The sequence below is a fragment of the Mucilaginibacter sp. genome, from assembly GCF_965201005.1.
Taxonomy (GTDB): domain Bacteria; phylum Bacteroidota; class Bacteroidia; order Sphingobacteriales; family Sphingobacteriaceae; genus Mucilaginibacter_A.
Map to the genome: position 1 here is coordinate 2,056,589 of NZ_OZ241747.1, position 23,236 is coordinate 2,079,824.

General features: G+C 43.8%; 25 protein-coding genes. 17 read left to right on the top strand and 8 right to left on the bottom strand.

All coding sequences use genetic code 11. The features are described from left to right. Positions 1-27: 27 nt before the first annotated feature. The 4 genes from ACOFKR_RS09530 to ACOFKR_RS09545 all read right to left on the bottom strand — a co-directional run bounded on the left by ACOFKR_RS09530 (position 28) and on the right by ACOFKR_RS09545 (position 5,105). Positions 28-1,380, bottom strand: a complete 1,353-nt coding sequence (locus tag ACOFKR_RS09530) for a Gfo/Idh/MocA family protein (RefSeq protein WP_419800566.1) — start codon at positions 1,378-1,380, stop codon at positions 28-30. Between the two features lie 8 nt (positions 1,381-1,388). Beyond that, positions 1,389-2,090, bottom strand: coding sequence for a 3-keto-disaccharide hydrolase (locus ACOFKR_RS09535; RefSeq protein WP_419800567.1), 702 nt, complete (start codon positions 2,088-2,090; stop codon positions 1,389-1,391). A gap of 464 nt (positions 2,091-2,554) precedes the next feature. Then, positions 2,555-3,967, bottom strand: coding sequence for a voltage-gated chloride channel family protein (locus ACOFKR_RS09540; protein ID WP_419800568.1), 1,413 nt, complete (start codon positions 3,965-3,967; stop codon positions 2,555-2,557). Between the two features lie 82 nt (positions 3,968-4,049). Continuing rightward, positions 4,050-5,105, bottom strand: coding sequence for a sodium:calcium antiporter (locus ACOFKR_RS09545; protein ID WP_419800569.1), 1,056 nt, complete (start codon positions 5,103-5,105; stop codon positions 4,050-4,052). Positions 5,106-5,274: 169 nt separating this feature from the next. Here ACOFKR_RS09545 and ACOFKR_RS09550 point away from each other — a divergent pair, with 169 nt between their 5' ends. The 10 genes from ACOFKR_RS09550 to ACOFKR_RS09595 all read left to right on the top strand — a co-directional run bounded on the left by ACOFKR_RS09550 (position 5,275) and on the right by ACOFKR_RS09595 (position 13,962). Further along, entirely contained in the window at positions 5,275-5,487 is a 213-nt protein-coding gene (locus ACOFKR_RS09550; protein ID WP_419800570.1) for a heavy-metal-associated domain-containing protein, read from the top strand. 52 nt (positions 5,488-5,539) lie between these two features. Further along, a complete protein-coding gene (locus tag ACOFKR_RS09555; protein WP_419800571.1) occupies positions 5,540-6,670 on the top strand; it encodes a permease in 1,131 nt (376 codons plus the stop codon). 161 nt (positions 6,671-6,831) lie between these two features. Continuing rightward, positions 6,832-7,926 carry a c-type cytochrome gene (locus ACOFKR_RS09560; RefSeq protein WP_419800572.1) on the top strand — a complete coding sequence of 365 codons (1,095 nt, stop codon included), beginning with the start codon at positions 6,832-6,834 and terminating at the stop codon, positions 7,924-7,926. Positions 7,927-7,946: 20 nt separating this feature from the next. Beyond that, positions 7,947-8,399 (top strand): DsrE family protein, encoded by a 453-nt coding sequence (locus ACOFKR_RS09565; protein WP_419800573.1) that lies wholly within the window; start codon positions 7,947-7,949, stop codon positions 8,397-8,399. Between the two features lie 207 nt (positions 8,400-8,606). After that, positions 8,607-9,527 carry a molybdate ABC transporter substrate-binding protein gene (locus tag ACOFKR_RS09570; protein ID WP_419800574.1) on the top strand — a complete coding sequence of 307 codons (921 nt, stop codon included), beginning with the start codon at positions 8,607-8,609 and terminating at the stop codon, positions 9,525-9,527. A gap of 109 nt (positions 9,528-9,636) precedes the next feature. Next, entirely contained in the window at positions 9,637-10,140 is a 504-nt protein-coding gene (locus ACOFKR_RS09575; protein ID WP_419800575.1) for a hypothetical protein, read from the top strand. Between the two features lie 137 nt (positions 10,141-10,277). Continuing rightward, positions 10,278-10,838: a YeeE/YedE family protein gene (locus ACOFKR_RS09580; RefSeq protein WP_419800576.1), complete on the top strand. Its 561-nt coding sequence runs from the start codon at positions 10,278-10,280 to the stop codon at positions 10,836-10,838. A gap of 6 nt (positions 10,839-10,844) precedes the next feature. Then, on the top strand, positions 10,845-11,255 hold the full coding sequence (locus ACOFKR_RS09585) for a DUF6691 family protein (RefSeq protein ID WP_419800577.1): 411 nt from the start codon (positions 10,845-10,847) through the stop codon (positions 11,253-11,255). 57 nt (positions 11,256-11,312) lie between these two features. Next, positions 11,313-12,656 carry an MBL fold metallo-hydrolase gene (locus ACOFKR_RS09590; RefSeq protein WP_419800578.1) on the top strand — a complete coding sequence of 448 codons (1,344 nt, stop codon included), beginning with the start codon at positions 11,313-11,315 and terminating at the stop codon, positions 12,654-12,656. A gap of 250 nt (positions 12,657-12,906) precedes the next feature. Next, the gene (locus tag ACOFKR_RS09595) at positions 12,907-13,962 is read left to right on the top strand and encodes a hypothetical protein (RefSeq protein ID WP_419800579.1); all 1,056 of its coding nucleotides are present in this window, start codon (positions 12,907-12,909) and stop codon (positions 13,960-13,962) included. Positions 13,963-14,041: 79 nt separating this feature from the next. On the opposite strand, the gene ACOFKR_RS09600 is transcribed toward ACOFKR_RS09595, so the two are convergent. Both ACOFKR_RS09600 and ACOFKR_RS09605 read right to left on the bottom strand, forming a co-directional pair. Continuing rightward, the gene (locus tag ACOFKR_RS09600) at positions 14,042-14,896 is read right to left on the bottom strand and encodes an oxidoreductase (RefSeq protein ID WP_419800580.1); all 855 of its coding nucleotides are present in this window, start codon (positions 14,894-14,896) and stop codon (positions 14,042-14,044) included. Positions 14,897-15,045: 149 nt separating this feature from the next. Then, complete coding sequence (locus ACOFKR_RS09605) at positions 15,046-15,417, bottom strand: hypothetical protein (protein WP_419800581.1); 372 nt, start codon at positions 15,415-15,417, stop codon at positions 15,046-15,048. A gap of 293 nt (positions 15,418-15,710) precedes the next feature. Here ACOFKR_RS09605 and ACOFKR_RS09610 point away from each other — a divergent pair, with 293 nt between their 5' ends. The 3 genes from ACOFKR_RS09610 (at position 15,711) to ACOFKR_RS09620 (ending at position 17,613) form a co-directional block, all read left to right on the top strand. Further along, positions 15,711-16,325 carry a 2,3-bisphosphoglycerate-dependent phosphoglycerate mutase gene (locus tag ACOFKR_RS09610; RefSeq protein WP_419800582.1) on the top strand — a complete coding sequence of 205 codons (615 nt, stop codon included), beginning with the start codon at positions 15,711-15,713 and terminating at the stop codon, positions 16,323-16,325. An 80-nt stretch (positions 16,326-16,405) separates the two neighbouring features. Then, a complete protein-coding gene (locus tag ACOFKR_RS09615) occupies positions 16,406-17,296 on the top strand; it encodes a polysaccharide deacetylase family protein (RefSeq protein WP_419800583.1) in 891 nt (296 codons plus the stop codon). A 110-nt stretch (positions 17,297-17,406) separates the two neighbouring features. Next, positions 17,407-17,613: a DUF3820 family protein gene (locus ACOFKR_RS09620; RefSeq protein ID WP_419800584.1), complete on the top strand. Its 207-nt coding sequence runs from the start codon at positions 17,407-17,409 to the stop codon at positions 17,611-17,613. 1 nt (position 17,614) lies between these two features. On the opposite strand, the gene ACOFKR_RS09625 is transcribed toward ACOFKR_RS09620, so the two are convergent. Both ACOFKR_RS09625 and ACOFKR_RS09630 read right to left on the bottom strand, forming a co-directional pair. Next, complete coding sequence (locus ACOFKR_RS09625) at positions 17,615-17,863, bottom strand: hypothetical protein (protein WP_419800585.1); 249 nt, start codon at positions 17,861-17,863, stop codon at positions 17,615-17,617. 105 nt (positions 17,864-17,968) lie between these two features. Continuing rightward, a complete protein-coding gene (locus ACOFKR_RS09630; protein ID WP_419800586.1) occupies positions 17,969-18,586 on the bottom strand; it encodes an acyltransferase in 618 nt (205 codons plus the stop codon). 281 nt (positions 18,587-18,867) lie between these two features. Between ACOFKR_RS09630 and ACOFKR_RS09635 the strand changes: the two genes are divergently transcribed. Genes ACOFKR_RS09635 through ACOFKR_RS09650 form a run of 4 tightly spaced genes read left to right on the top strand, consistent with a single transcriptional unit; the run spans position 18,868 to position 23,225 of the window. Next, a complete protein-coding gene (locus ACOFKR_RS09635) occupies positions 18,868-19,257 on the top strand; it encodes a response regulator (protein ID WP_419800587.1) in 390 nt (129 codons plus the stop codon). Continuing rightward, entirely contained in the window at positions 19,254-20,336 is a 1,083-nt protein-coding gene (locus ACOFKR_RS09640) for a sugar transferase (RefSeq protein WP_419800588.1), read from the top strand. Before ACOFKR_RS09635 ends, ACOFKR_RS09640 begins: the two co-directional genes overlap by 4 nt. A 4-nt stretch (positions 20,337-20,340) precedes the next feature. After that, a complete protein-coding gene (locus ACOFKR_RS09645; RefSeq protein ID WP_419800589.1) occupies positions 20,341-21,039 on the top strand; it encodes a TolC family protein in 699 nt (232 codons plus the stop codon). Further along, complete coding sequence (locus ACOFKR_RS09650) at positions 21,039-23,225, top strand: lipopolysaccharide biosynthesis protein (protein WP_419800590.1); 2,187 nt, start codon at positions 21,039-21,041, stop codon at positions 23,223-23,225. The genes ACOFKR_RS09645 and ACOFKR_RS09650 overlap by 1 nt, the downstream gene beginning before the upstream one ends. Positions 23,226-23,236 lie beyond the last annotated feature (11 nt).

The window sequence follows — 23,236 nt, forward strand, 5'->3', positions numbered from 1 at the left end:
AGTGATTTTTAAATGGGTGGTAATTATTTAAACTTTAGGTTCCCAGCCAGGCTCGTAGCTACGGCTCCAGAATTTTTGTGCTTGAGGGTCGTTCAGGATGTGCCCGTTTTTTGGGTCGATATGCAAATCGCGGCCAACACGCCACGAAATATTGCCTAATTGCATGGGCAATATGCTTTTGTGGCCAATTTCAACATCACAACTTGGGCGTTTATTGTTACGGATCGCATCCAAAAAGTTGGCCACATGCATGCTGTCCATCCCTAAACTTGGGCTGGCGGTATTACGGCCTTGCAGGCCTGCATCTTCTGCCTGCCCTTGTTTTTTTACCTGTTTAACCATTTTGCCGCTCAGGTCATATTGCGTATAATCTTCGCCATCGGTATCCATACTGCCATTATCGCCATAAAAAATGATGCCCCGTTCGGCACCTTCTATCTTCCGTCCGTTCGAGCTTCTGTTTTCCCACATCAGGGACACGCGGCCGGGATAATCCATTGTAACAATTTGTGTATCAGGTGTTTGCCAATCATCTTTAAACTGATATCTGCCACCAACCGAGCTTACCCTTGTCGGGAAATCCATGTTTAATCCCCAGCGTGCCATGTCCACTTCGTGCGTGCCATTATTTAGTGCTTCGCCAGTGCCATAGTCCCAAAACCAATGCCAGTTGTAGTGGATCAGTCCGTCCTGATAAGGTTTGCGCGGTGCCGGGCCTTGCCACAGGTCGTAGTTCAACCAGTCCGGAACTGTACCGGGCTTCAGGTAAGTTGCCTTACGGTTATTGGTGTACCAGGTTTTGGCCAGATAAACCCTGCCGATCACACCGTTGTGCAATTCTTCCACGCATTGTATGGCCAACGGCGAAGAGCGGCGCTGCGCCCCCATTTGTACAACCCGGTTGTACTTTCTTGCTGCCTTAATGGCCAATTCCCCTTCATGCGGGTTATGACTAAGCGGCTTTTCTACATACACGTGCTTTCCTGCCTGACAGCCCATAATGGTCATCGGTGCGTGCCAGTGATCGGGCGTGGCGATATAAATGGCATCGATGTTTTTATCCTGCATCACTTTACGGCAGTCCCCTTCGCCTTTTGGCGCATCTGTACCGGTTATGGCCGATACCGACTTTTGAACCTTGGGTATTGTTCTCGAATCCACATCGCAAACTGTATTGATCATCAGGTTAGGCTGATGTGCAAAAGTGCCCGACATGCTGCCACCACGGCCATTCAGCCCGATAATGGCCACATGGATGCGATCGTTGGCACCGATAATCCTCTTGTAACTGGATGCCGAAAAACTAAAAGCTTTGCTTCCTAATGCAAGGCCGCCGGTCGTAATGGCCACCTTTTTGATAAAATCGCGTCTCTTTTCCATATAACAATTTATTGCCTGATTTTTATATTTCTAAAATAAATTACCTCCCCATGTTCCTGTAAAAGTATGGGTGACCGGTCAGTTTCGGCAAAACCGGCAGTTGTTTTAAATTTGCTATCGGCTACCCTGTTTTTAAACTTTTCGCTGCCACGGTCATATTCCAAAATTTTCTTTCCGTTCAGCCAGTGTTCTACATGCTTTCCTTTGGAGATGATATGTATATTGTTCCATTCGCCCAAAGGATTAACTTTTTTATCAGTGGCTGGTGGCAGGATATCGTAAAGGCTTCCCAGAGAACGGTCTCCGTTTTTGCCCATTTTTGCATCCGGATGGTTTTCATCATCAATCAACTGGTACTCGCATCCCAAAGAAGTATTTTTGATCAAAAAACACTTCACGCCGCTATTTGTCCCTTTTTCCAACTTAAAATCAAGCGAAAGGTCGAAATCGGTATAAGTATTTGTGGTGATGATATCGCCGCCGCCGCCATCTTGCGGATTAACGCTGAGTACGCCATTTTCTATTTTCCAGCCTTTTCCGGTAAAAGGCGTTCCGTTGGCTTTTTGCCATCCGTTAAATGTTTTTCCGTCAAACAGCAAAACCCATCCTTGCTTCATTTCTTTTTTGCTCAGAATTGGTAATTGCGCTTTTGCCAGGTTAATACAGATAAAACCCAGAACCAATAGCAGCGTGTATTTTTTTATCTTCATCTGAAACAATAATTGATTAGGTTGTCCGGTTATCCAACCGAAAAATATTATTGCTTGTAAACTTAATAATTTTTAACACCTTGCAACGGGTTATATTATAAATCTGGTTATTTTTGATCGGGTTGTTTTTGAATGCTTCTTTTATCACCTAAAATTGGTGAAACCTGCTTTATACAAACCACCAAATTTATAGTGCCGGATTAAAGATCATATCTGCGGGTTTCAGCAGTCGAATCAATGCAGTTTGCGGACGTGAGATCACGCTGTTTTTTCTTTAGTGCCCGAGACCGGAACTTTAGTGAACGAAAATGAACGGCAAGCAAAATTTAGCCATAGCAACTAAACCGCGAAACCCAACTGTTATAAAGTTAAATTTGACAATCTGATCGTTACCGAACGGTAATAATTTGAACGCTTGTCCAATCAAAAGAAAACGACATTAGTTATGGGTCATCCTGATCGTGTCAAACATTTTTGGATTTCCACAGATATTTATTAAATTTCTGATAAAAATATCCACGCCTTTTCCCGGCATCCAACAATGATTTTTCATCGGTAAAAGAAGCATCGGTGATTTTGGGGACACTGATGCGCTGCGAACTGTAAATCCCGGTGTGCCCGCTAAAAAAATAAGCGGTAAAACAAGCTACGGCAAAAAGCAGGGCATGTTCTCCGCCAAAAAGCTCGATCCCCATAAAAGTACAAGCTAATGGTGTATTGGTTGCACCGGAAAAAACGGCGATAAAACCCAAAGCCGCAAACAAACTTACCGGTGCATGGAGCAGTTGCGACAACGTGTTGCCCAGCGTGGCACCGATGTAAAACAAAGGTGTTACTTCGCCGCCTTTAAAACCGGTCCCGAGTGTTATTGTGGTAAAAACCGTTTTCCAAAACCAGCTCCAATGATCAGAACCGCCCGAATGAAAAGCAGAAGGAATAGTGATAGCCCCGGGATATTGCGCATCAATGCCCAGGCTTAAATAATCCGGTTTGCCCAATAGGTAGGTCAGGCCGATAATCATTGTTCCGCCCAAAAACGGAATCAGCCATTTGCGCGAAATAAGGTTATTGAAAAAGGTTTTGATCTCGTGCACTAAAATTGAAAACAGGTAACTGGCCAAACCGAACAAGGCCGAAGCAAAGATGATTTTCAGCAGTAAAAGCAGATCAAAATTTAGGTAGTCAGAAAACAGGTAAGGTGCTTTAATCAGTGCATCAATATGATAAGCGGTATGATGGACATTCCAGGCCGAAACCGTTACATCTGCAATTAAACTGGCAATTAAAGCAGGCAAAAGCGCAGTGTATTTAATCTGGCCGATACTTAAAACCTCCAGTGCAAAGATGGCACCGGTAAGCGGCGTACCAAAAACGGCACCAAACCCGGAGGCAACGCCTGCTGTTAAAACCAGCTGCAGATCGGCTTTTTCCAACTTAAACAACTGCCCGAAAAAGCTAGCCATGCTTCCACCGATTTGCACCGCCGTACCTTCGCGCCCCGCAGAACCGCCAAATAAATGTGTTAGAACCGTGGTGAACAATACCAGCGGTGCCATTTGCCAGGGCACGCCGCCGCCGGGTTCGTGGATTTCGTCCATCACTAAGTTATTGCCTTTTTCGGATGATTTGCCAAATAATTGGTATAAAAAATGGATCAAAATGCCCGAAAAAGGCAATAAAAACAACAGCCAGGGATGCGCAAAACGGTAATGGACGGCCCAATTTAGAAACCACAAAAAGAAAGCGACAATGCTGCCAATTAATACGGCAACCGGGACAACCAAAACCGACCAGCGCAACAACTGCTTAAAAATGGCAAAATGTTCGGTGTAAAATCTGGGGTGGGATTTCAATGGCGATGCTGTTTTTATCGGCATAAAATTAGACAAAAAGTCGGCTTTTGTTCTGTTGGTTTTTGGCGAATAAAAACAGCATTGTCCTGGTGCATCAGTGCTTCTTTTAACTGATAAAAAACAGGCCGCCAATCCCCAAAAAGTAAATAATCAGCACTAAAAACGAATCAATGCCCATGTGTAAAATTTGTTTTCTGGGGCGAAAGATCAAACCGTAAATATAAATTGTGGTGAGCAGCATGCCCAAACCGGTAAGGTAAATATCAGATTTTTGGGCCGTTGGCAAAATGGCTTTTCCGGAAATCAGCGTTGCGATCAAAAAAAGTACGGGTAAAAAAGCATTTCCTCCAAAAATATCGCTGATGGCTAAATCATAATCCTTCAGTTTTACAGAAGCCAGACCGGTAGAAACTTCGGGCAGGGAAGTGGCCGCCGCCAAAACCGTGGCACCGAAAAGCACACCTTGCATACCAATTTGTTTGGCAATGGCATCGCTGCTGATTTCCAGAGCAACGCCCGCCACCAGCGTAATTAAAGCGGCAATCATAAAAACAATTATGGTTTTGCGGATTGGTTTTTGCTGCCGGTGATCTTGCTTATTGCTGTTTTTATCGGGTGTTTTTTGCTGCGGACCGGGGGCATCTTTGGTTACCCAGGGCAAATCTTTTTTGGCTTTGCTGATGATTTTGACACAGGCCATCCAAACTGCAAAAATTAAAAAACTACCTGGCGTTATGTGCCAGAAAATCAGTTTTGCAGGCAACTGATGGCCCATCACCACCAAAGATAAAACAGCCAAAACCAGCACGCCCTCCAGCACAAGCACCAGCGAAACGGCTTTGTAAGTCAGCGGGTCCTTCTTCCCCAAACCAAAAGTATCCAGCACCACCAGCACCACAGTTTGAAGGGCAATACCACCCAAAATATTTCCGATGGCCAGGCCCAAATCGTTTTTTAGGGCGGCCGTGATCACAATAACCATTTCGGGCAGGTTGGTTACTACCGCTAAAATAATCATTCCCCCCAATGCTTCGCCCAAACCGAAATGCTTGGAAAGTGTATCCGTTGTATCCGAAACTTTTATGCCCGCAAACCAGATGGCCACGGCAGCAGCCATAAAAATTACAGCCAAAACAGGTAAGGAGAGGGCAGAAATATCCATAATTCAAATATTGAAATTGATAATCTACAACAGCAGCAAGCAGATTTTTGCCGATAGGTTTGCTTCACAAAGCAACAAATTTTGCCAAGATTATGTAAACTATTTCGGTAATCCTGTAAAGCAAAAGCCGTTGCAAGCGGTAAATTTGTTTCAAATAAATCAATTTTATATGCAAACCCTGAAATTCAAAACCAATATCAATTGCGGCGGCTGCGTGGCCAAGGTAACGCCTGTTTTAAACGCTTTAAACGGCGTAACCAACTGGCAGGTGGACACGGCCGGAAAAGAAAAAACGCTTACCGTAAACGCCGATCCCGGCTTAACGCCGCAGCAAATTACCAATGCTTTAAAAAATATCGGTTTTCAATCCGAAAGTATTTAAGCATTTTTTCTGGCCCGGGCAACCGGGCTTTTCTGTTTTTATAACTTAATTTATGCATATTATCGCCCAAATATTTTTAAAGTTTTTGCAGATGGTCTGGGAAATTTCCTGGGGGCTGGCGTTCGGCTTTATCCTTTCCTCGCTCATCCGCGCCTTTGTTTCAACAGAAACCATTTCTTCCCGCTTAGGTAAAAACACGGCCGGTTCTATCGGACTGGCTACTTTTTTTGGTGCCATTTCTTCATCCTGCTCTTACGCGGCGGCCTCTATGGCCCGAACGCTGGTGATGAAAGGTGCCACATGGCCCAACGCGGTTGCTTTTTTGGTATCCAGCACCAACCTGGTTTTTGAAATTTTTATCATAATAGTAACCTTGCTGGGCTGGGCTTTTTTCGGTGGTGAAATTATTGGCGGCTTTATTTTCATCCTGCTTTCTGCGGCTTTGCTGGTTTGGCTTTTCCCGAAATCAATCCAAAAAGAAGCCAGAGAAAAAGCCGGGCAAAATGATACCGGTGATGGTCCTCATGCACATCATCACGGCAGCGAAATGGCGGATATGGATCACGATCAAGCCATTAAAATGCCCGAAAAAACCACTTTAAAACAAAAATTAACGCAGGCGAGCGGCCATTTTTATATGGATGTAACGATGGTTGGCAAAGATATTTTAATCGGCATCACCCTGTCGGCCATTGTGATGGTTTTGGTGCCGCAAGCATTTTGGAAAGGACTGTTTTTAAGCGGAAACAGCACTGTTCCGCATATTTTTGTTTTGGCCTGGAATGTACTCATCGGCATTTTGATTGCCATTTTTGCCTTTGTTTGTTCGGTAGGCAACATTGTGATGGCCAATGTATTATGGCAGGGCGGCATTTCTTTCGGCGGTGTTGTCGCGTTCATCCTTTCCGATTTGATCACGATACCGATGCTACTGGTTTATCGCAAGTATTTCGGACAAAAAACAATGTGGTATTTACTCGGTATTTTAGGTTTGAGCATTTTTGTTACCGCTTTGATCGTTGATGTTACTTTTGAAAGTTTACATTGGATACCAAAATCGCCAAGCCAAAACCTGCAAATGCAACATTGGAAGTTTGAGTGGAATTATGCCAGCTGGCTCAGTCTGTTCTTTATTCCGGTTTCCATTGTCTATTTTTTCATCGGTAAAAGAAGCATGAAATAATTTTTATGTTTTAAGCTGAATTACGATGCTGTTTTTACCGGTATAAATTTGCGCTGCTGTTTTGTTTTGGGCCGGGCCACAATCTTAGGTGATAGAAGATCGGCAGAATCATGGAAATCGGCCTGTTTTTCGGCTTATCTTTGCCCCGTCAAACCAACAGCATGAAACACCGGCCGGAAAAAGAAGTTGTAAAAGCCCTTGTCAAAATTACGCGTTACACCATTTTTGTATCGCTGCTGCTGGTTTTGGCCATGATGATTTTTAGCGGTTATGTTTTTTCGCTTCGCGGAGGAATGGCGGCCGGGCAAAACCTGTCGCCTGTAAACGCTACGCCGCACGCGGCATTGGCCGCTCCGGCTGATGCGACAACCGCGGGCACTGAAAAACCCCTTCCGCCGGGCGTGTGGAAAGCACCGGATGCAGCAACAATCCCCGCAGGAAAGCAAGGCGAAATGATCCGTTACGGAAAAGAACTGCTGGCACATACCGCCCAATATTTTGGCCCTAAAGGAAGCATTGCCCAAATTACAAACGGCATGAATTGCCAGAACTGCCATTTAGATGCAGGCACCAGGATTTTCGGAAACAATTACGCCGGCTTCATCGCCAGTTATCCAAAAATAAGTTCCCGAAGTGGTAAAATGTCTCCCGCTTCTGCCCGTATTGCAGAATGTTTTGAGCGGAGTTTGGCCGGGAAAGTGCCGGATACATCCTCAAAAGAAATACAATCTATCCTGGCTTACATGAAGTGGATTGGCCAGGGCGTGCCAAAAAAAGCAAAACTATTTGGCAACGCTACCGAGAAGCTGGCTTTTATGGACGTCGCTGCTGATCCGGCAAAAGGCAAAGCTGTTTTCATACAAAAATGCCAAAATTGCCACGGAAAAGAAGGCGAAGGTTTGCTGACTGCGGACAAAAAAGAATATCAATATCCGCCGCTTTGGGGCAAACACAGTTATAATGATGGCGCAGGTATGTACCGTTTGGGCAATTTTGCCGGTTTTGTGAAGAACAATATGCCTTATGGTGCCAGCTACCAAAATCCGCAGTTAACGGATGAGGAAGCATGGAATGTGGCGGCTTTCGTAAATTCGCGGCCACGGCCACACAAGGACCAGCATTTGGATTGGACGGACGCCGACAAAAAACCGATCGATTTTCCGTTCGGGCCTTATGCCGATCATTTCAGCGAAAAACAACATAAGTTCGGGCCTTTTAAGCCGATAAAAGAAGCACAGAAAAACCAATCGATATAAAAAAACCAAAACCAGAAACCATGAAAAAGTACACTTTAATTTTAGCGGCCTTTGCCCTGATGCTGCTGGCAAAACCGGCCACGGCACAAACCAATGCTGTTTTTACCGGTGCAAAACCAATGCTGAAAAGCTATAACGCGCTGTATATCCTCAACTCCAATGATGATAAAAAGATCAAAGCCACGCTGCGCAACTTGGACAATGCCCTGGAAGACCCGCGTTTAAAAGGCAAACTGCATGTAGAACTGATTGCTTTTGGCGATGGCGTTTCCGTGTTTATGAAAAGCAACCCTTATGAAGAAACGCTGAAAAAACTGCAGGACAAAGGCGTGATTTTGGCGCAGTGCAGCAACACCATCCATGAACGCAAAATCGATAAAAACGAATTGTTCGATTTTATTTCTTACGTGCCCAGCGGCAACGGCGAGATTATTTTGCGCGAATATGAAGGTTGGGCAACGGTGCACCCGTAGTTGAATGCTTCTTTTATCACCTGTTTTTTAGAAGATTGACAGAGGCGCAGGACAAATAACCACTTGTGTGCGGCTGCCCGGCAAAACTCTCGGAGACTTGATCAAACGAAAAAAAGTATGATAAAAGAAGCATTTGCCGATCAGCAAACCTGCAGTTTTTGAACGTTAAATCTATTTTGCCAAGTTTTAAAAATTCGATACAACAAAATGTCAATCCTGAGAAACAAACTTCTGACTGTTGCCACCATCATCGCCACAAATACAACTGTAAAAGCGCAGGACCACCGTTTTGATCCGCCCTGGAACAAGCCGCCTGAAAGCAAAGTGATGTTTACCGTGCCTGGTGTGGACAACGTACCGGATTTGTTTGGCGACATCAACAACCCGCAGTTGGTGGTGTTTTTTGCAGGAAACCAGTTTATGTGTATTGATGATTTGCTGGCGGCTTTCAAAAAACAACATCCGCAGTATCAGCGCATTTTTGTCGAAACGTTGCCGCCGGGGATTTTGGCCAAACAAATTGAAGGCGGCTCCATCACGATCGGCAACATGCGCATCACCCTGAAACCTGATGTTTACACGGCCGGGAAAACCCGTACCGACCAGATGCCGCAATATTTTAGCAAAACGGAAGCTTATGCGTACAACCGTTTGGCTTTGATCGTTCAAAAAGGTAACCCGAAACAGGTAAAAGCGTTGAAAGATTTGGGTCGAAAAGATGTGCGCGTAAGTATGCCCAACCCGGCCTGGGAAGGAATTGGCAAACGGATTGAAGAAGCGTACGTAAAAGCCGGTGGCGAAACGCTGCGCAAAACAATTATGGAGGACAAAGTGAAAGATTCCACAACTTTTCTAACGCAAATCCATCACCGGCAATCACCAATGCGGATACTTTATGATCAAAGTGATGCCGCACCGGTTTGGTATTCGGAAGCGTTTTATCAGCAGCTGATTGGCCATCCAACGGAACTGATCGAGATTTCGGCAAAGGAAAATATTGCAGCTACTTATGTTGCCGGACAGCTAAAAACTGCGCCGCACTTGCAGGCCGCCAAAGATTTCATGGGTTTTTTGATGAGTGATACGGCGAAATCGATTTATCGAAAATATGGGTTTACAACGAAGTAAGCGGTACATGCTTCTTTTACCACTATAAATTTCAACTCAAAATCAAATTTTACCAAATTTTAGGTGCTAAAAACAGCATCGGCCAAAGTATTTGTTTATATATGCATTGATGGAACCTGCCACCCGGTTAGCACTTCAATACAAACCCGAAACAGTGAAAATTTTGTTTATTGGCGAAGCTCCGGGCCGGGCCGATAAAAACTTTTACCTGGGCAACAATAATTTGTACCGCACTGTATTTGTGGCTTTTAAAGAACTTTATGGCGGGTTTTCCTCTCGGGAAGAATTTCTGGCTTTCTTTAAAGCTGCAGGCTGCTTTCTGGATCATTTGGGTTTGGAACATACCGAACGCCATGATATGGAAAAACGGAAATCCAACCGGCAGAACGGCATCATCAGCCTGAGTGAAAAACTAAAACGCTATCAGCCCGAAACCGTGATCATTGTAATGAAAGCGTTGGAAAAACAGTTGCAGCAGGCAATTGATTTATCCGGGATAAAAACCATCAAACAGCAAACCACGGTTTCGTACCCTGCGGGCAGCAACACCAATTATTTAGCTTGCGTTAGTGGTTTGGTCGCCATTTTGCAAACAGCGGTTGATTTGGGCTGATACTGTTTTTATGGGTATAAAATCAGCCTGTGTTTTTTAAAAATCACTAAAAAATACTTTACTCAAACCTGCATTTGGCGGATTTTTGCCTCTGATGGGTATCTTTGTTTGCACCGGCACTTTAAAAAAACATAAAAATGGATTTAATTAAACAACCCTGGTCCTGGTATGTGGCCGGCCCGCTTATCGGTCTGGTAGTGCCGGCATTGCTGCTTTTGGGCAACAAAATGTTCGGTATTTCTTCGTCGCTGCGGCATGTTTGTGCAGCGTGTTTTCCTGCAAATATTTCTTTTTTTAAGTACGATTGGAAGCAGGAAAGCTGGAATCTGTTTTTTGCCGCCGGGATTATTTTAGGTGGATTCTTGGCCACGTACCTGCTTTCTGTTCCCGGCCCGGTTCAAATCAACCCCGCTACAACAGCACTTTTGCAGCGTGAAGGTGTAAAAGATTTTACCGGATTGCTGCCACAGGATATTTTCAGCTTTCAGCAATTGTTTACGCTGAGGGGATTTATCTTTATCGTTGTCGGCGGCTTTCTGGTTGGTTTTGGCACACGTTACGCTGGCGGATGCACTTCCGGCCATGCAATAATGGGCATTTCGTCGCTGCAATGGCCTTCGCTGGTGGCAACCTGCTGTTTCATGATCGGCGGTTTCATCAGCACCTGGTTTATTTTGCCTTGCCTCATCAAACTTTAATCAGCCGTGAAAAACATAAAATATTTGTTGATCGGGGTGCTGTTTGGCATCGTGCTGGTCAAATCAGAAGTGATCTCCTGGTTCCGCATCCAGGAAATGTTCAGGCTGCAGGCTTTTCACATGTACGGCGTTATCGGCAGTGCCATTTTGGTTGGGATGATTTCGATCCAGCTCATCAAACGCCTTAACATTAAAACAATACATCAAGAAGAAGTTATCATTCCTGATAAGAAATTTAATTGGGGCAATGTTTTTGGCGGATTAATTTTCGGTCTTGGCTGGGCGATCACCGGTGCTTGTCCGGGACCGCTTTTTGCCCAGATCGGCAGTGGTTTTATAGTGGTCATCGTTACGCTTTTAAGTGCCGTCGGCGGTACTTGGTTTTACGGTTTGGTCCGTGAGAAACTACCGCATTAACAGCTTATAGGTTTTAAACAAAACACTAATTTTTACCCGATAAAAACAGCATTCCGAATGAAGATTGAACAATTTGAAGATAAAGACTTATCGCATTATTCGTATGCAATTTTAAGCGAATGTGCGGCTGAGATTGTATTGATCGACCCGTCAAGAAATATTGCGCCATACCTGCATTTTGCCCAAAAAAACGAAGCCAGGATCATCGGTGTGATCGAAACGCACCCGCACGCCGATTTTGTGAGCGGACATCTGGAACTGCATCAGGCTACCGGGGCCGCGCTGTATTGTTCTAAACTGTTGCAGGCCGCTTATCCGCATCAAACTTTTGATGATGGTGATGTAATTTCCTTCGGGAAAATCAAATTAAAAGCTTTGAACACACCGGGTCATTCGCCAGACAGTATTTGTATCGTGCTGGAACACAGCGGGAAAGATCATGCTGTTTTTACCGGCGATACTTTGTTCATCGGCGATTGCGGCCGCCCGGATTTGCGCGAAACTGCCGGTGCCTTAACGGCCGCGCGCGAAGATTTGGCCAAACAGCTATATCATTCTTTACGCAACAAACTGATGGTTTTGGCCGATGATGTTTGGGTTTATCCGGCGCATGGTGCAGGCACTTTATGCGGAAAATCATTAGGCGAGGCCAACGCCAGCAGCATCGGTGCCGAGAAAAAGGGCAACTGGAGTCTGGCCGCTCAATCCGAAGAAGCTTTTGTAAAAACTTTGCTGGAAGACCAGCCGTTTGTGCCCAAATATTTTCCGTTTGATGTGGAACTGAACAAAAAAGGTGCGCCGGTTTTGGCAGGTTCCATCCAAAAAATTGAGATAAAAACCGGTGATGATTTGTCCTTCCTCAACCCAAAAACCCTGATTGTGGACACGCGCCCTGCGGAAATGTTCAGAAACCGGCATCTGCCAAATTCGATCAACCTGCTGACCAGCGGAAAGCTGGAAACCTGGATGGGCGCAATTGTGGCTCCTGGTACGCCGTTTTATTTGGTTGCAGCAAGCGCGGACGGGCTAAAAGAGGTGCTGGACCGCGTGGCAAAAATTGGTTATGAGGTTTTTGTTGAGGCCGCATTTGTATTTAAACAAGGCAATTTAAAAGCTGATGTATTTGATCTTTCGGAGTTTGAAAAGCGGCCTGATGATTTTCAGATTGTAGATGTCCGGAACTATACAGAGCGCAAAGAGCAGCCCGGATTTGCTGGTTCGATCCATATCCCGCTGCCGGAACTGACAGAAAGAGTGAACGAAATCCCAACGGAAAAGCCGGTTGTGGTGCATTGCGCCGGTGGTTACCGCAGCGCGGCAGGTGCCAGCATAATCAAAAATTTACTGCCTAAAAACAGCATTGTTTACGATTTGAGTACGGCCGTGCTAAAATTTATATAGGTAAAAACAGCATTGGTTCCGGTTTCTGCGCATTATTTTTTGTGCCGAAAATTTCGCAGCCGTACACCGATTATAAAGCAAAAAAAACAGCTACAGTGATATTAAGCTGATTTTTGCTCTTTTTACCAATAAAAATATGTTTTGAAACATTCAATCAGTTAGCGTAAATTTTTGTTAGGTTGATAATTATTTCAATAAGAAAGTAAATTTCAATATTTGATAATCATCAATAAAAAACTATACTGATTAAATGTTAACAAACTTACAAGCGGAAAAAGAACAGGATTTTATTTTAGAGGAACAGCCGGGCCTGGTTTTAGGCATAGATATGGTCAGTTTGATTGGCAGACCGCATTTGTTTTGCAGATATTGTGATACACGTGAAGGTTTTACCGTTGTACCGCTCGGAACGATGACGATGCAGGCCGATGGTCGCGTTACCGGTTATAGTCACCCGAACGAAGGTTTTTGGCAGCCTTATGAATATGGCACGGTTGCGGCAGATGAAGGTTTTGCTTTTGTAGGGGCGGGCAATCGGTTTATCCCAAGTTCTACCTGGCAGCAAACTTTTGCCGGTATGCCCATTGGTTTTTACTGCGGAGAGCCCGAAATGCCCCAGAAATTGTGCCTGGTGCCCACTGCTCAAAAAAAGGGTGATAAAAACATTGTTTATGTAATTGCCACGTGCCTGCCTTTTTTCCGGAAAACCATCCCAAAATTATTGCAGGAATTGCTTGCTGAAGGAATATCACCTTCGCAAATAAAAGTGGTCATAAACGGTTGCAGGGAAAATGCAGATGAGGTAGTTGACGGCGTGGATTATGCTTATAGCACGCACAATGCCTGGGAGTTAACAGCTTTGTATGAAGCACCATTGCGCTGGCAGTTTGATTATGCCATGCTGATCCATGACACGAACGAAATTTACCCGGGTTTTAAGCGAAGGGTAGAAAGTTTCAACACGCATTTAAACTGGGATCATCTGCCGGCCACACCAATGGCGCGCTGCCTGCTGGGTTTGTATGCACATGATTTTTTGCTGCGGACGAACGATTGGCTAAGAAAAATTGATAACATCAGCAAAAAAGATGCAATCATTGCGGAAGTAGCGGGAGAGCTGATCCATCGGGCCAAATCTGTTTTGGTGATGGGTGACCCGGAAAATAATGGCGGCATACGCGCAACACAATGGCGCGAAACGGCCGACTTTTTTAACTCCGGAACGATGCGGGTGCGCAGGGTTTTCCCGTCCATCAACCTGCACAAATTTACGCATGTAGAATTATCGGACGCGTTAAGTTTGTGATTTTTTTAAAAAAACAGGCATAAAAGAAGCATGGACATTTTGTAAAGTCCATGCTTTTTTTATGGGGTAAATTTCAGGCTTATCTTTCTGATTCCGGGAAATCCGAACTTAAAGTAAGTGCCTTATTTGCCTCAAAATCAGTCTTTAACACCTCTAATTTTTCCAAAGCCATTTTGTATGCCGGTTCGCCCAAAAGCAAACGTAAATGATGGTCTTTTGCTTCTACGGCTTCAATAATCGCCTCGCAGCCACGTACCGGGTCGCCTTGCTGCTTCCCGCTGGCTTTCTGGCTTACTTCCATGCGTTTGCCAACCGTTTCCTGGTAATCATCAATTTTTACCGGCGTTTTGGAGGTTGACCGTCCGGCCCAATCCGTGCGGAACGGCCCCGGTTCTACCAATAATACTTTGATCCCAAGCGGTGCAACTTCTAAAGCTAAAGATTCCGACAAGCCTTCAAGCGCGAACTTGGTAGCATGATAAAAACCGGTCGAAGCGAAAGACCGCAAGCCGCCGATGGAAGAAAAATTGATAATATGCCCGGATTTTTGTTCGCGCATTATTGGCAAAACTGCCTGGATTACGTTCACTAATCCGAAGAAATTGGTTTCAAACTGCGCGCGGATTTTGTCGTCTTCCCCTTCTTCGATACTGCTGAAATAACCGTAACCGGCATTGTTTACCAGCACGTCTATTTTTCCGAAAGTATTTTGTGTTTTTTCAACAGCTTCTGCAACTTGCTTATTATCAGTTACATCCAAAGATAAAACCAATGCAGTTTCATCAAAACCTGATGCAATATCTTTTACCTGATCCGGGTTTCGGGCGGTAATTACGGCATTCCAGCCACGCTTTAAAATCAGCTTGGCCAGCTCTCTGCCAAAACCGGTAGAGCAACCGGTGATGAACCAGACCGGGTTATTGTTTTTTTCCATAATGTTTAACGTTAGTTTGCGGTTAAACAATGGTTTCAGGCAGCTTGTTTGATTATTAATCTGAAGAGAATCTGATGCTTCTTTTACCGGGTAAATTTCAGGAAAATTTTGGCTGGGTTCTGTACAATTACTTTTTCAGGGATTTAAAATTATATCTCAGTAAAAACAGTATTGGCATCAGGGGCAAATTTGTCTTTAACCCATTGATGGTCAGTCATTTCCTCCAGGCTGTATAAGTGCAGTTCGTGGCCTTTCAATATAAATTTAAGCCGATGATAGGCCGCTATTTGTTTAGAATCATCCCTTTCTTTAATAATTAGTGTATCGCCGGAAACGCTGTAACTGCCCCGGAATGTCTGGGATGTATTTTTATTGTAACGCACCGCATAATTGTTACCGCGCAGGTTGATGGAAGATACATATTTGTTAGAAACCCTGCTTACCCAATTGGTGTTTTCAAAGCGTTTGTTCACATGGTGTATTGTAGCAAATGTAAAAGTATAAAACAGTAAATATTTCATTATAAATTAGTTAAAAAAATAAATAAATCAGGATAATATTTTATACGAAGCAATTTTTGCAGGGTTACAATCAGCCTGGCAGGTTTTTATTTATATAAATTATTTTTGATTTGGGTTGATTATACTATTGCCGATGCTGTTTTTATCTGCTAAAAAACAGGCTTCTTGTTCAAAAATGAATTTGGATTTTTACCTGATAAAAGAAGCATCTTTATTTTCTCCGCAGAAAAATTTAAAAAAAAGAAATGCGCTAAAAACCGCTTTTTAAATTAAACTTGCAGCAAATTAAAAGAATGAAAAGTCAGTTAACAATTGTGCGCCACGGTCAATCCGAATACAACCTTCAAAACCGTTTTACAGGTTTTGCAGATGTGGATTTGACCAACCAGGGCAGGGAAGAAGCAGCAATGTGCGGCCGAAAATTGATCGGGATGCACTTTGACGATTGTTTTACTTCGGTTTTAAAACGAGCCATTGAAACGCTGGACATTATTTTGGATATTATCAACCAGAAACAGTTGCCCGTTTTTAAAGATGCCGCTTTGAACGAACGCAATTACGGTGATCTGCAAGGTTTAAACAAAGCCGAAACTTCCGAAAAATATGGTGCCGAAAAAGTACATTTATGGCGCAGGAGTTTTGATGTGGCGCCGCCCGGGGGCGAAAGTTTGAAACAAACCCAGGAACGGGTTTTGCCTTATTATTATGCACACATTGAGCCTTTGCTGCAACAAGGCAAAAACGTGCTGATTGTGGCACACGGAAACAGTTTACGCGCGCTGATGATGCACCTGGAAAACATCGGTACAGAGGCGATTTCGCATGTTGAACTGCTGACAGGTGTACCGCGTGTTTATGATTTTGACGAATCCGGAAAGATTGCTACGGTTGGGCATATCAGTGATTAAAAAATAGTATTAGTTAATTTTTTGTTGATTTAAAGCCGAGCAGCTGATCTTTTTGAAGGAGAACAGCGTATGAACGTAATATGGACAATTTCTATTCTTTCCGCCAAACCTCAAAAACATTTTTGCTTGTTTCATCGGCACTGGCAATGAGTTTTTTGCTGAATGCCTGTCAGTTTCAATCCGGGACAACGGCCATGACAACCGGCGCAAAACCTGATTCCGCAAAAAAAACCGTTGTAAAAGAAGCATTGCCAAAAGCCATAAAACCGGCTTCAGCAGCCGTGGTTTTAAGCAGAAAACAAATCCCGGTTTTGTGTTATCACCAAATCCGGAACTGGAAACCCACCGATTCTAAAGCTGCCAAAGATTATATTGTGCAGGAAAACGATTTTAAAGATCAGATGAAAATGCTGGCCGACAGCGGTTATCATACCATTTTGCCAGACGAATTGTATTCTTATTTAAACGAGAACACCGCACTGCCGACAAAACCGATCATGCTTACTTTTGATGACACAGATTTGGACCAATATACGCTTGCCGCCCCGCAGATGAAGAAATATGGCTTTAAAGGTGTGTTTTTTATCATGACAGTTTCTTTGGGCAGGCCGCATTACATGACTAAAGATGAGGTAAAAGAACTGTCTGACAATGGAAACGTGATTGCCAGCCACACCTGGGACCATCACAATGTGAAGAAATACCAGGGCCAGGATTGGGTAACGCAAATTGACAAGCCAACCAAAAAGCTGGAAGAAATCACTGGAAAACCGATTAAGTATTTTGCCTATCCTTTTGGTTTGTGGAACGAGCAGGCGATCCCGGAATTGAAAAAACGGGGTTTTATAGCTGCTTTTCAATTGTCGGAAAAACGCGATCCAACAGAACCTTTGTTCACGATCCGCCGGTTGCTGGCCAGCGGTTACTGGTCTGCGCACACTTTATCCAACAATATCCGGCACAGTTTTTAGTTTTTTATGCTGAAAATAATCCTGGCACAACCCAAACTTAAAATATATTTTTTTGAGCGGATGCCGAAAAATTTGATTATCAAAAAATTTACATCTACCTTAAAATCAGCATGAACCCTAAGATATTGACCGATTTGGTAAAAGTGGAAATGCCGTTCGGAAAATACAAAGGGACAAAAATCTGTGACCTGCCGGTTTATTATCTGGAGTGGTTTAAGCAGCAGGGTTTCCCAAAAGGGAATCTGGGAATGTTGCTGGAAACGATGCTCGAAATTAAAATGAACGGCCTGGAATACCTGATTGCGGCTTTAAAATAGCTTAAAATGCAGGCGAATTGCGCTGATCAATCTGGCTGCCCAATTCTTCCGTCCAGCCGGAAAGATAAGGTTCTGTGCCGCTGATCCTTTTCCATTGGCCGTGTTCGTCTTTGTAAATCTCCATCTCCAAAGAACCATCAATAGAAGAAAATGTGTAATGCCGGCCAAAATCTGAACTAGTCCTTTCACTAACCAGGCCATCTATCAAACCATCCGTACCTGCTAAATTTGTTTCAAAAACTTCCATCATATGCTTCTTTTATCGGGTAAAATTCATCAACAGCAAATAAACGATTCTGTTTAAACCTGCCGTATGATTTTTTAGGCGATAAAAGAAGCATTGCGGATTTTCGGCCTAAATTACTTTAACCCAAGCTTTTTGTGTGGCATCGTAACGCTTGATGATCCGCGCCGGGTTGCCCGCGGCAATGCAAAACGCCGGGACATTTTTGGTTACCACGGCCCCGGCGGCAATAATGCTGTGCTTGCCAACGGTAATCCCGGCCGTGATAACCGCATTGGCACCAATCCAGCAGTCATCTTCAACCATAATCGGGGCGGTGCGCACGCCTTGTGCTTGTATCGGCAGGTTCACATCTTCATAATTATGGTTCAGGCCGCTGATGACCACGTTTTGGGCGATGATGACATTGTTGCCGATTTGTACCGGCCCGATCAGTACGTTGCTCATCCCGATGGTGGCGTCATTGCCGATCAGCACATCGCCAACGCCGTTGTTTACAGTGCAAAAATCTTCGATCACGGCGTTTCTTCCCATCTCAAAGCGGTTGAAAGGAAATACATCCAGGCGCACACGGCGGCGCACAATGCTTCCGTGTTTTTTGGGGTGAAGAAAGGGATTTACAAACCATTTTACCCAGGTACGCGGCCGCGCCTGCCCGGCCGGGATAAGCAGCCGATGGATGATTCTTTTTAGTGAAGCATTGTTTTTAACGGCATCTGTGAAGCCCATTGCCAATCTGTTTTAGTTTTTATTCAATTTTTTTTTGATAACCCTCTGACGCATCACACGTACAAGTTTAAGGGCAGGCAGCAGCAGGAAAACTTATTGTCCTATGTTTCAATCACCTAAAAAAGGGTTATAAAAACAGCATTGCCCAAAGCCCGGTCATGCTGAATTATACGGCAAGGCATGATAAATGTTATCAAAATAAATAGAAGTTAAGTAATTAATAGTTAATGTTTTATAGCTAACTACATCAATAAAAAAATCACCATTAGTCAACAAATAAAATGCAGCAGCTTAAAAAACAGATTTTGGTTGTAGATGACGATTTGAGCATCCTCAAACTGCTCAACTTTATCTTGTCTAAAGATTACGAGGTGGTAATGAAATCCAGCGGAATAGAAGCCTTTGCCTGGCTGGAAGAAGGCCATTACCCGGAGCTGATTATTTCTGACCTGGAGATGCCTTATTTTGATGGTACGTCATTTATCCGAAACCTAAAAATAAGCGGTTTTTACCGCGACACGCCTGTAATTGTGCTTTCGGGCACTGATGATGTGCGGCAACAGGTTGAAAACATGTCGTTTGCGGTTGAAGGTTATCTCAATAAACCGTTTAACCCGGCCGGGCTGAAAGACACGATCCAGCAGGTATTTAACATGATAAAAACAGCATGACCTATAATAACAGGAACGCTTACAGTACCAACAAGCTCCGGGTTGCTTATTCCGGCAATGAGCTGACTGATTTTGTGCATGAAAACCTGGGTGATAAATTTCAGATTTTTTCCAGCGGAACAGCCCGGCAATTTAACGATTATCTGGCCGAACAATCTTTAAACTCTTTGCCCGAAGTGATTTTGATGGAGGCCGATGAAGCCGGAAACTGTTTCAAATTGGTCGAAAATATCCGCAAAAACCCTTTGCTTAAAGGATTGATCATCGTACTGCTGTCTGCCAAACCAAACCCGTCAGGGAGGGAAAAAGCCAGAAAAATGCGGATACATGATTATTACGATTATCCGTTTTCGTGCGAGGAACTGAGCGAGCGCCTTGATTTTTTGGTGCGGTTTAAATTCATCAAACCGGATCTGATCAACTTGTCGGCAAAAGCAAACCCTACCTACAAAATGCCGCCCAGCAAACGCATTTTCGATATTGTTTTTTCCTGTAGCTGCCTTTTTGTGCTGATGCCGCTTTTTTTGATTGTTTCGGCATTGATTGCGATCGAGTCCAGAGGGAGCATTGTTTACCGCAGCAAGCGTGTTGGTACCGGTTACAAAATATTTGATTTTTACAAGTTCCGTTCGATGCGGAGTGATGCCGATGCACAACTCATCGATCTTTCAAACCTTAACCAATATACCCAAACGGACAGTAAAGACCGCAAATCTGTTTTTGTGAAATTAAAAAACGATCCGCGCGTAACGCGTGTGGGCACTTTTATCCGTAAAACCAGCATTGATGAACTGCCGCAACTGTTCAATATTTTAAAAGGGGACATGTCTGTTGTGGGCAACCGTCCGCTGCCGCTTTACGAGGCCGAGCAGCTTACTTCCAACGAATGGGCAACGCGTTTTTTGGGCCCGGCGGGCTTAACCGGTTTATGGCAGATCAGCAAACGCGGCCGCGAAGATATGTCTGAGCGCGAACGCAAAAAACTCGATAATTTTTATGCCCGCAAATACTCTTTCTGGTTTGATCTGAAAATTATTATGGGAACATTCCCGGCCCTGTTGCAAAAAGAAAAAGTTTAACAGCATGTACAAACGCTATACTGTTTTTATCGTACTTTTTTGGGTGAGTGCATTGGGCTACGCACAAGAATCCATTGTGCCGGATATTTCTTATCCTTATCTGGATAAACTTATTACTGCTGCAAAAGCTAATTATCCAAGGGTAAAATCTTTAAATTACCGTTTGGATATGGCGCAATCCGGCGTTGGTAAAGCCGCACTTTCGTGGTTTGATATTTTAACGTTTTCGTACATCTATCAGCCCAACAACACTTTAAATTATACCGTTCCTTCCGGCACAAGCACCAATAATAACCGCTTTTTATTTAACGGGATACAATTGGGGGTATCATTAAACCTGGGCACGCTTTTGCTGAAACCGGCCAACATAAAAATTGCAAAAACCGAAGTAAAAATAGCAGGTGAGGAGCGCAACGAATATTTGATCACGCTAACGGCCGATGTAAAAAGGCGATATTTTACTTATCTGCTGCAGCAAAACCTGGTTAAAATACAAACCCAGGCCAACCAGGATATGCAAACTTCGATCAAGCAAACCAAATATAAATTTCAAAAAGGAGAGATCACGTTTGAGGTTTATAATGCTGCTTTACTGAGTTCATCTACGCGTTTAGAACAGAAATTACAAGCTGAAACCAACCTTTTTATTGCCAAAAGCGAATTGGAAGCTTTGGTAGGTGCAAAATTAGAGGATATACAATAATGGAGCTGAACAAATTTTTACGGCTGATTTACCGGCACAGGTTTGTTTTGGTTGCCGTGCCACTGATTGCTTTGGCGGTAACTTATTTCCTGACCAAAAACCTGCCCAATCAGTATTTGTCCCAAACCGATATCTCTACCGGCATTATCGATCCTTCTAAACAGGTTTTAAGCGACGAAAAAAATGTAATCCAGGAAGCACAGGTTAACCAAAAGTTTTCTAACTTATTGGGCAGCATCAAATTAAAAAAAGTAATGGATCAGGTTTCCTACAGCCTGATTATCCATGATTTGACCAGCAGCCATCCCTTCCGGCCAAAAAGTAAACTGTTGAACCAGTTAAATACGGCCGCGCTGACACATGCTTTAAAAATATATCAAGCCAAATACCACCAGCACGAAGCATTAAATTTAGATAACCCCGACCAGGCAGGTTTGGAAAATGTAATTGCTTCGCAGCGTTATGATGAGGAAAGCCTCAAAAAAGATTTGCTTGTTTACCGTGCAGAAACCAGTGATTTTATCCACATAGCTTTTACTTCGGAGCAGCCACAGCTTTCTGCTTTTGTAGTGAACACGTTGTGCAAAGAATTTATCAGCTACAACACGGCCGATCAGCAAAGTGATAAAATAAATGCCAACCGTTTTTTGCAGAAGCTGGTGGTGCAGAAGCTGGACAGCATGAACGCTAAAGTTGCCGCCTTGCGCAATTACAAAATCAAAAACCGGATCCTGGATTTGAAGGACCAGTCAACTTCCTTGTACGCGCAGCTGAATGATTACCGCGACAAACGTTTGCAGGCAGAAAAAGACATTTTATCGTACAACAGCGCAATTGCCAATATCAGCAGCCGTTTTAACCCGAACGACAGGCGGTATCTGGAAGCCAGTTCATCCAAATTAAACGGACAAGTTGCACAAACCCGCGAAAACCTGGCCGCCTTAAACAACAAGTATATACAGAGCAACTTTAATTTAAAGTATAAAAGAAGCATTGATTCTTTACAAAACGTTTTGGATGAACAGTTGAACCAAGTGTCTGACAAATACGCCGTTAACCCTTTGGCCGGAAAAGAAAGCCTGGTGCAGGAAAAAGTAAAAATGGAAATCAGCCGCGATATGTCGCGCTCCGGGTTGCACAACCTGGATAACCAGATCAGCAGTTTAAACGGTCAGCTTCAACGCATTGTGCCTTTTGATGCGGCCATACAATCTTACGAGCGCGACATTGAAGTTGCCACCAAAGAATACATTGACGTGCAAAACCGGTACAACCAATCTTCTATAGAAGCTGACGTAAAAAGTACGTTAAAACAAGTAGAAACAGCCATGCCGGGTGCCATGTTACCGTCCAAAAAACTTTTCCTGGTTTTGTTAAGTGCCGTGCTGAGTCTGGTTTTTTGTTTTATAGTGCTGTTTATTATGTTTTTGCTCGATCAAACCATTCGGGTGCCCATTGATTTGGCCAATGCCTCACAAACGCCTGTTTTAGGGCAACTAAACCTTATTTCTGCAACCAATGTTGATTTTAAACGAATAGGCAGCAGCAAGCAAAGTACGCAGGAACTGCAGCAGTTTAAAAACCTGTTGCGTTCTATTCGTTATGAAATTGATCAGGAAATGCAGCCATCCGAAACAGCCCATGAAGGAAAAGTGCTTGCCATAACCAGCCTGAACCCGAAAGAAGGAAAATCTTTGGTGGCCATGAGCCTGGCTTCTGCTTATGCTATGGCCAATAAAAAGGTTTTGGTGCTGGATGGAAATTTTGAAAATCCATCATTAACCCTTGCTGCGGCAGATAAGGCTTACCTGGAAGATTTTTTAATAAACGACAACCTGTCCGTTCAATCGCCGGGAAACAGTCTGATCAGCGTGCTGGGCACAACCGGCGGAGAGCAGTCTTTACTTGAAAAAAGCAGCGAAAACATCATCCGCAGTAAAATCGGGCTGCTGAAAAAGAATTTTGATATGGTGATTATCGAAACAGAACCTTTAAGCCTGATGAACAAGGCAAAAGAGTGGATCCAGTTTGCCGATAAAGTGATTGCCGTGTTTGAGGCCAATCAAACAATCGATCAAAACAAGAAGATTTACATCAGTTACCTAAAAACTTTAGGCCCGAAATTTATCGGAATGATCATGAACAAAGTAATTGCCAACCCGGAATTAGAAATAAAACAGGTTTAATTTAACGTATT

What these genes read in the sequence shown, in the direction of transcription:
- ACOFKR_RS09530 (WP_419800566.1), bottom strand. Translation starts at nt 1,380, where the DNA reads ATGGAAAAGAGACGCGATTTTATCAAAAAGGTGGCCATTACGACCGGC.
- ACOFKR_RS09535 (WP_419800567.1), bottom strand. Translation starts at nt 2,090, where the DNA reads ATGAAGATAAAAAAATACACGCTGCTATTGGTTCTGGGTTTTATCTGT.
- ACOFKR_RS09540 (WP_419800568.1), bottom strand. Translation starts at nt 3,967, where the DNA reads ATGCCGATAAAAACAGCATCGCCATTGAAATCCCACCCCAGATTTTAC.
- ACOFKR_RS09545 (WP_419800569.1), bottom strand. Translation starts at nt 5,105, where the DNA reads ATGGATATTTCTGCCCTCTCCTTACCTGTTTTGGCTGTAATTTTTATG.
- ACOFKR_RS09550 (WP_419800570.1), top strand. Translation starts at nt 5,275, where the DNA reads ATGCAAACCCTGAAATTCAAAACCAATATCAATTGCGGCGGCTGCGTG.
- ACOFKR_RS09555 (WP_419800571.1), top strand. Translation starts at nt 5,540, where the DNA reads ATGCATATTATCGCCCAAATATTTTTAAAGTTTTTGCAGATGGTCTGG.
- ACOFKR_RS09560 (WP_419800572.1), top strand. Translation starts at nt 6,832, where the DNA reads ATGAAACACCGGCCGGAAAAAGAAGTTGTAAAAGCCCTTGTCAAAATT.
- ACOFKR_RS09565 (WP_419800573.1), top strand. Translation starts at nt 7,947, where the DNA reads ATGAAAAAGTACACTTTAATTTTAGCGGCCTTTGCCCTGATGCTGCTG.
- ACOFKR_RS09570 (WP_419800574.1), top strand. Translation starts at nt 8,607, where the DNA reads ATGTCAATCCTGAGAAACAAACTTCTGACTGTTGCCACCATCATCGCC.
- ACOFKR_RS09575 (WP_419800575.1), top strand. Translation starts at nt 9,637, where the DNA reads ATGGAACCTGCCACCCGGTTAGCACTTCAATACAAACCCGAAACAGTG.
- ACOFKR_RS09580 (WP_419800576.1), top strand. Translation starts at nt 10,278, where the DNA reads ATGGATTTAATTAAACAACCCTGGTCCTGGTATGTGGCCGGCCCGCTT.
- ACOFKR_RS09590 (WP_419800578.1), top strand. Translation starts at nt 11,313, where the DNA reads ATGAAGATTGAACAATTTGAAGATAAAGACTTATCGCATTATTCGTAT.
- ACOFKR_RS09595 (WP_419800579.1), top strand. Translation starts at nt 12,907, where the DNA reads ATGTTAACAAACTTACAAGCGGAAAAAGAACAGGATTTTATTTTAGAG.
- ACOFKR_RS09600 (WP_419800580.1), bottom strand. Translation starts at nt 14,896, where the DNA reads ATGGAAAAAAACAATAACCCGGTCTGGTTCATCACCGGTTGCTCTACC.
- ACOFKR_RS09605 (WP_419800581.1), bottom strand. Translation starts at nt 15,417, where the DNA reads ATGAAATATTTACTGTTTTATACTTTTACATTTGCTACAATACACCAT.
- ACOFKR_RS09610 (WP_419800582.1), top strand. Translation starts at nt 15,711, where the DNA reads ATGAAAAGTCAGTTAACAATTGTGCGCCACGGTCAATCCGAATACAAC.
- ACOFKR_RS09615 (WP_419800583.1), top strand. Translation starts at nt 16,406, where the DNA reads ATGGACAATTTCTATTCTTTCCGCCAAACCTCAAAAACATTTTTGCTT.
- ACOFKR_RS09620 (WP_419800584.1), top strand. Translation starts at nt 17,407, where the DNA reads ATGAACCCTAAGATATTGACCGATTTGGTAAAAGTGGAAATGCCGTTC.
- ACOFKR_RS09625 (WP_419800585.1), bottom strand. Translation starts at nt 17,863, where the DNA reads ATGATGGAAGTTTTTGAAACAAATTTAGCAGGTACGGATGGTTTGATA.
- ACOFKR_RS09630 (WP_419800586.1), bottom strand. Translation starts at nt 18,586, where the DNA reads ATGGGCTTCACAGATGCCGTTAAAAACAATGCTTCACTAAAAAGAATC.
- ACOFKR_RS09635 (WP_419800587.1), top strand. Translation starts at nt 18,868, where the DNA reads ATGCAGCAGCTTAAAAAACAGATTTTGGTTGTAGATGACGATTTGAGC.
- ACOFKR_RS09640 (WP_419800588.1), top strand. Translation starts at nt 19,254, where the DNA reads ATGACCTATAATAACAGGAACGCTTACAGTACCAACAAGCTCCGGGTT.
- ACOFKR_RS09645 (WP_419800589.1), top strand. Translation starts at nt 20,341, where the DNA reads ATGTACAAACGCTATACTGTTTTTATCGTACTTTTTTGGGTGAGTGCA.
- ACOFKR_RS09650 (WP_419800590.1), top strand. Translation starts at nt 21,039, where the DNA reads ATGGAGCTGAACAAATTTTTACGGCTGATTTACCGGCACAGGTTTGTT.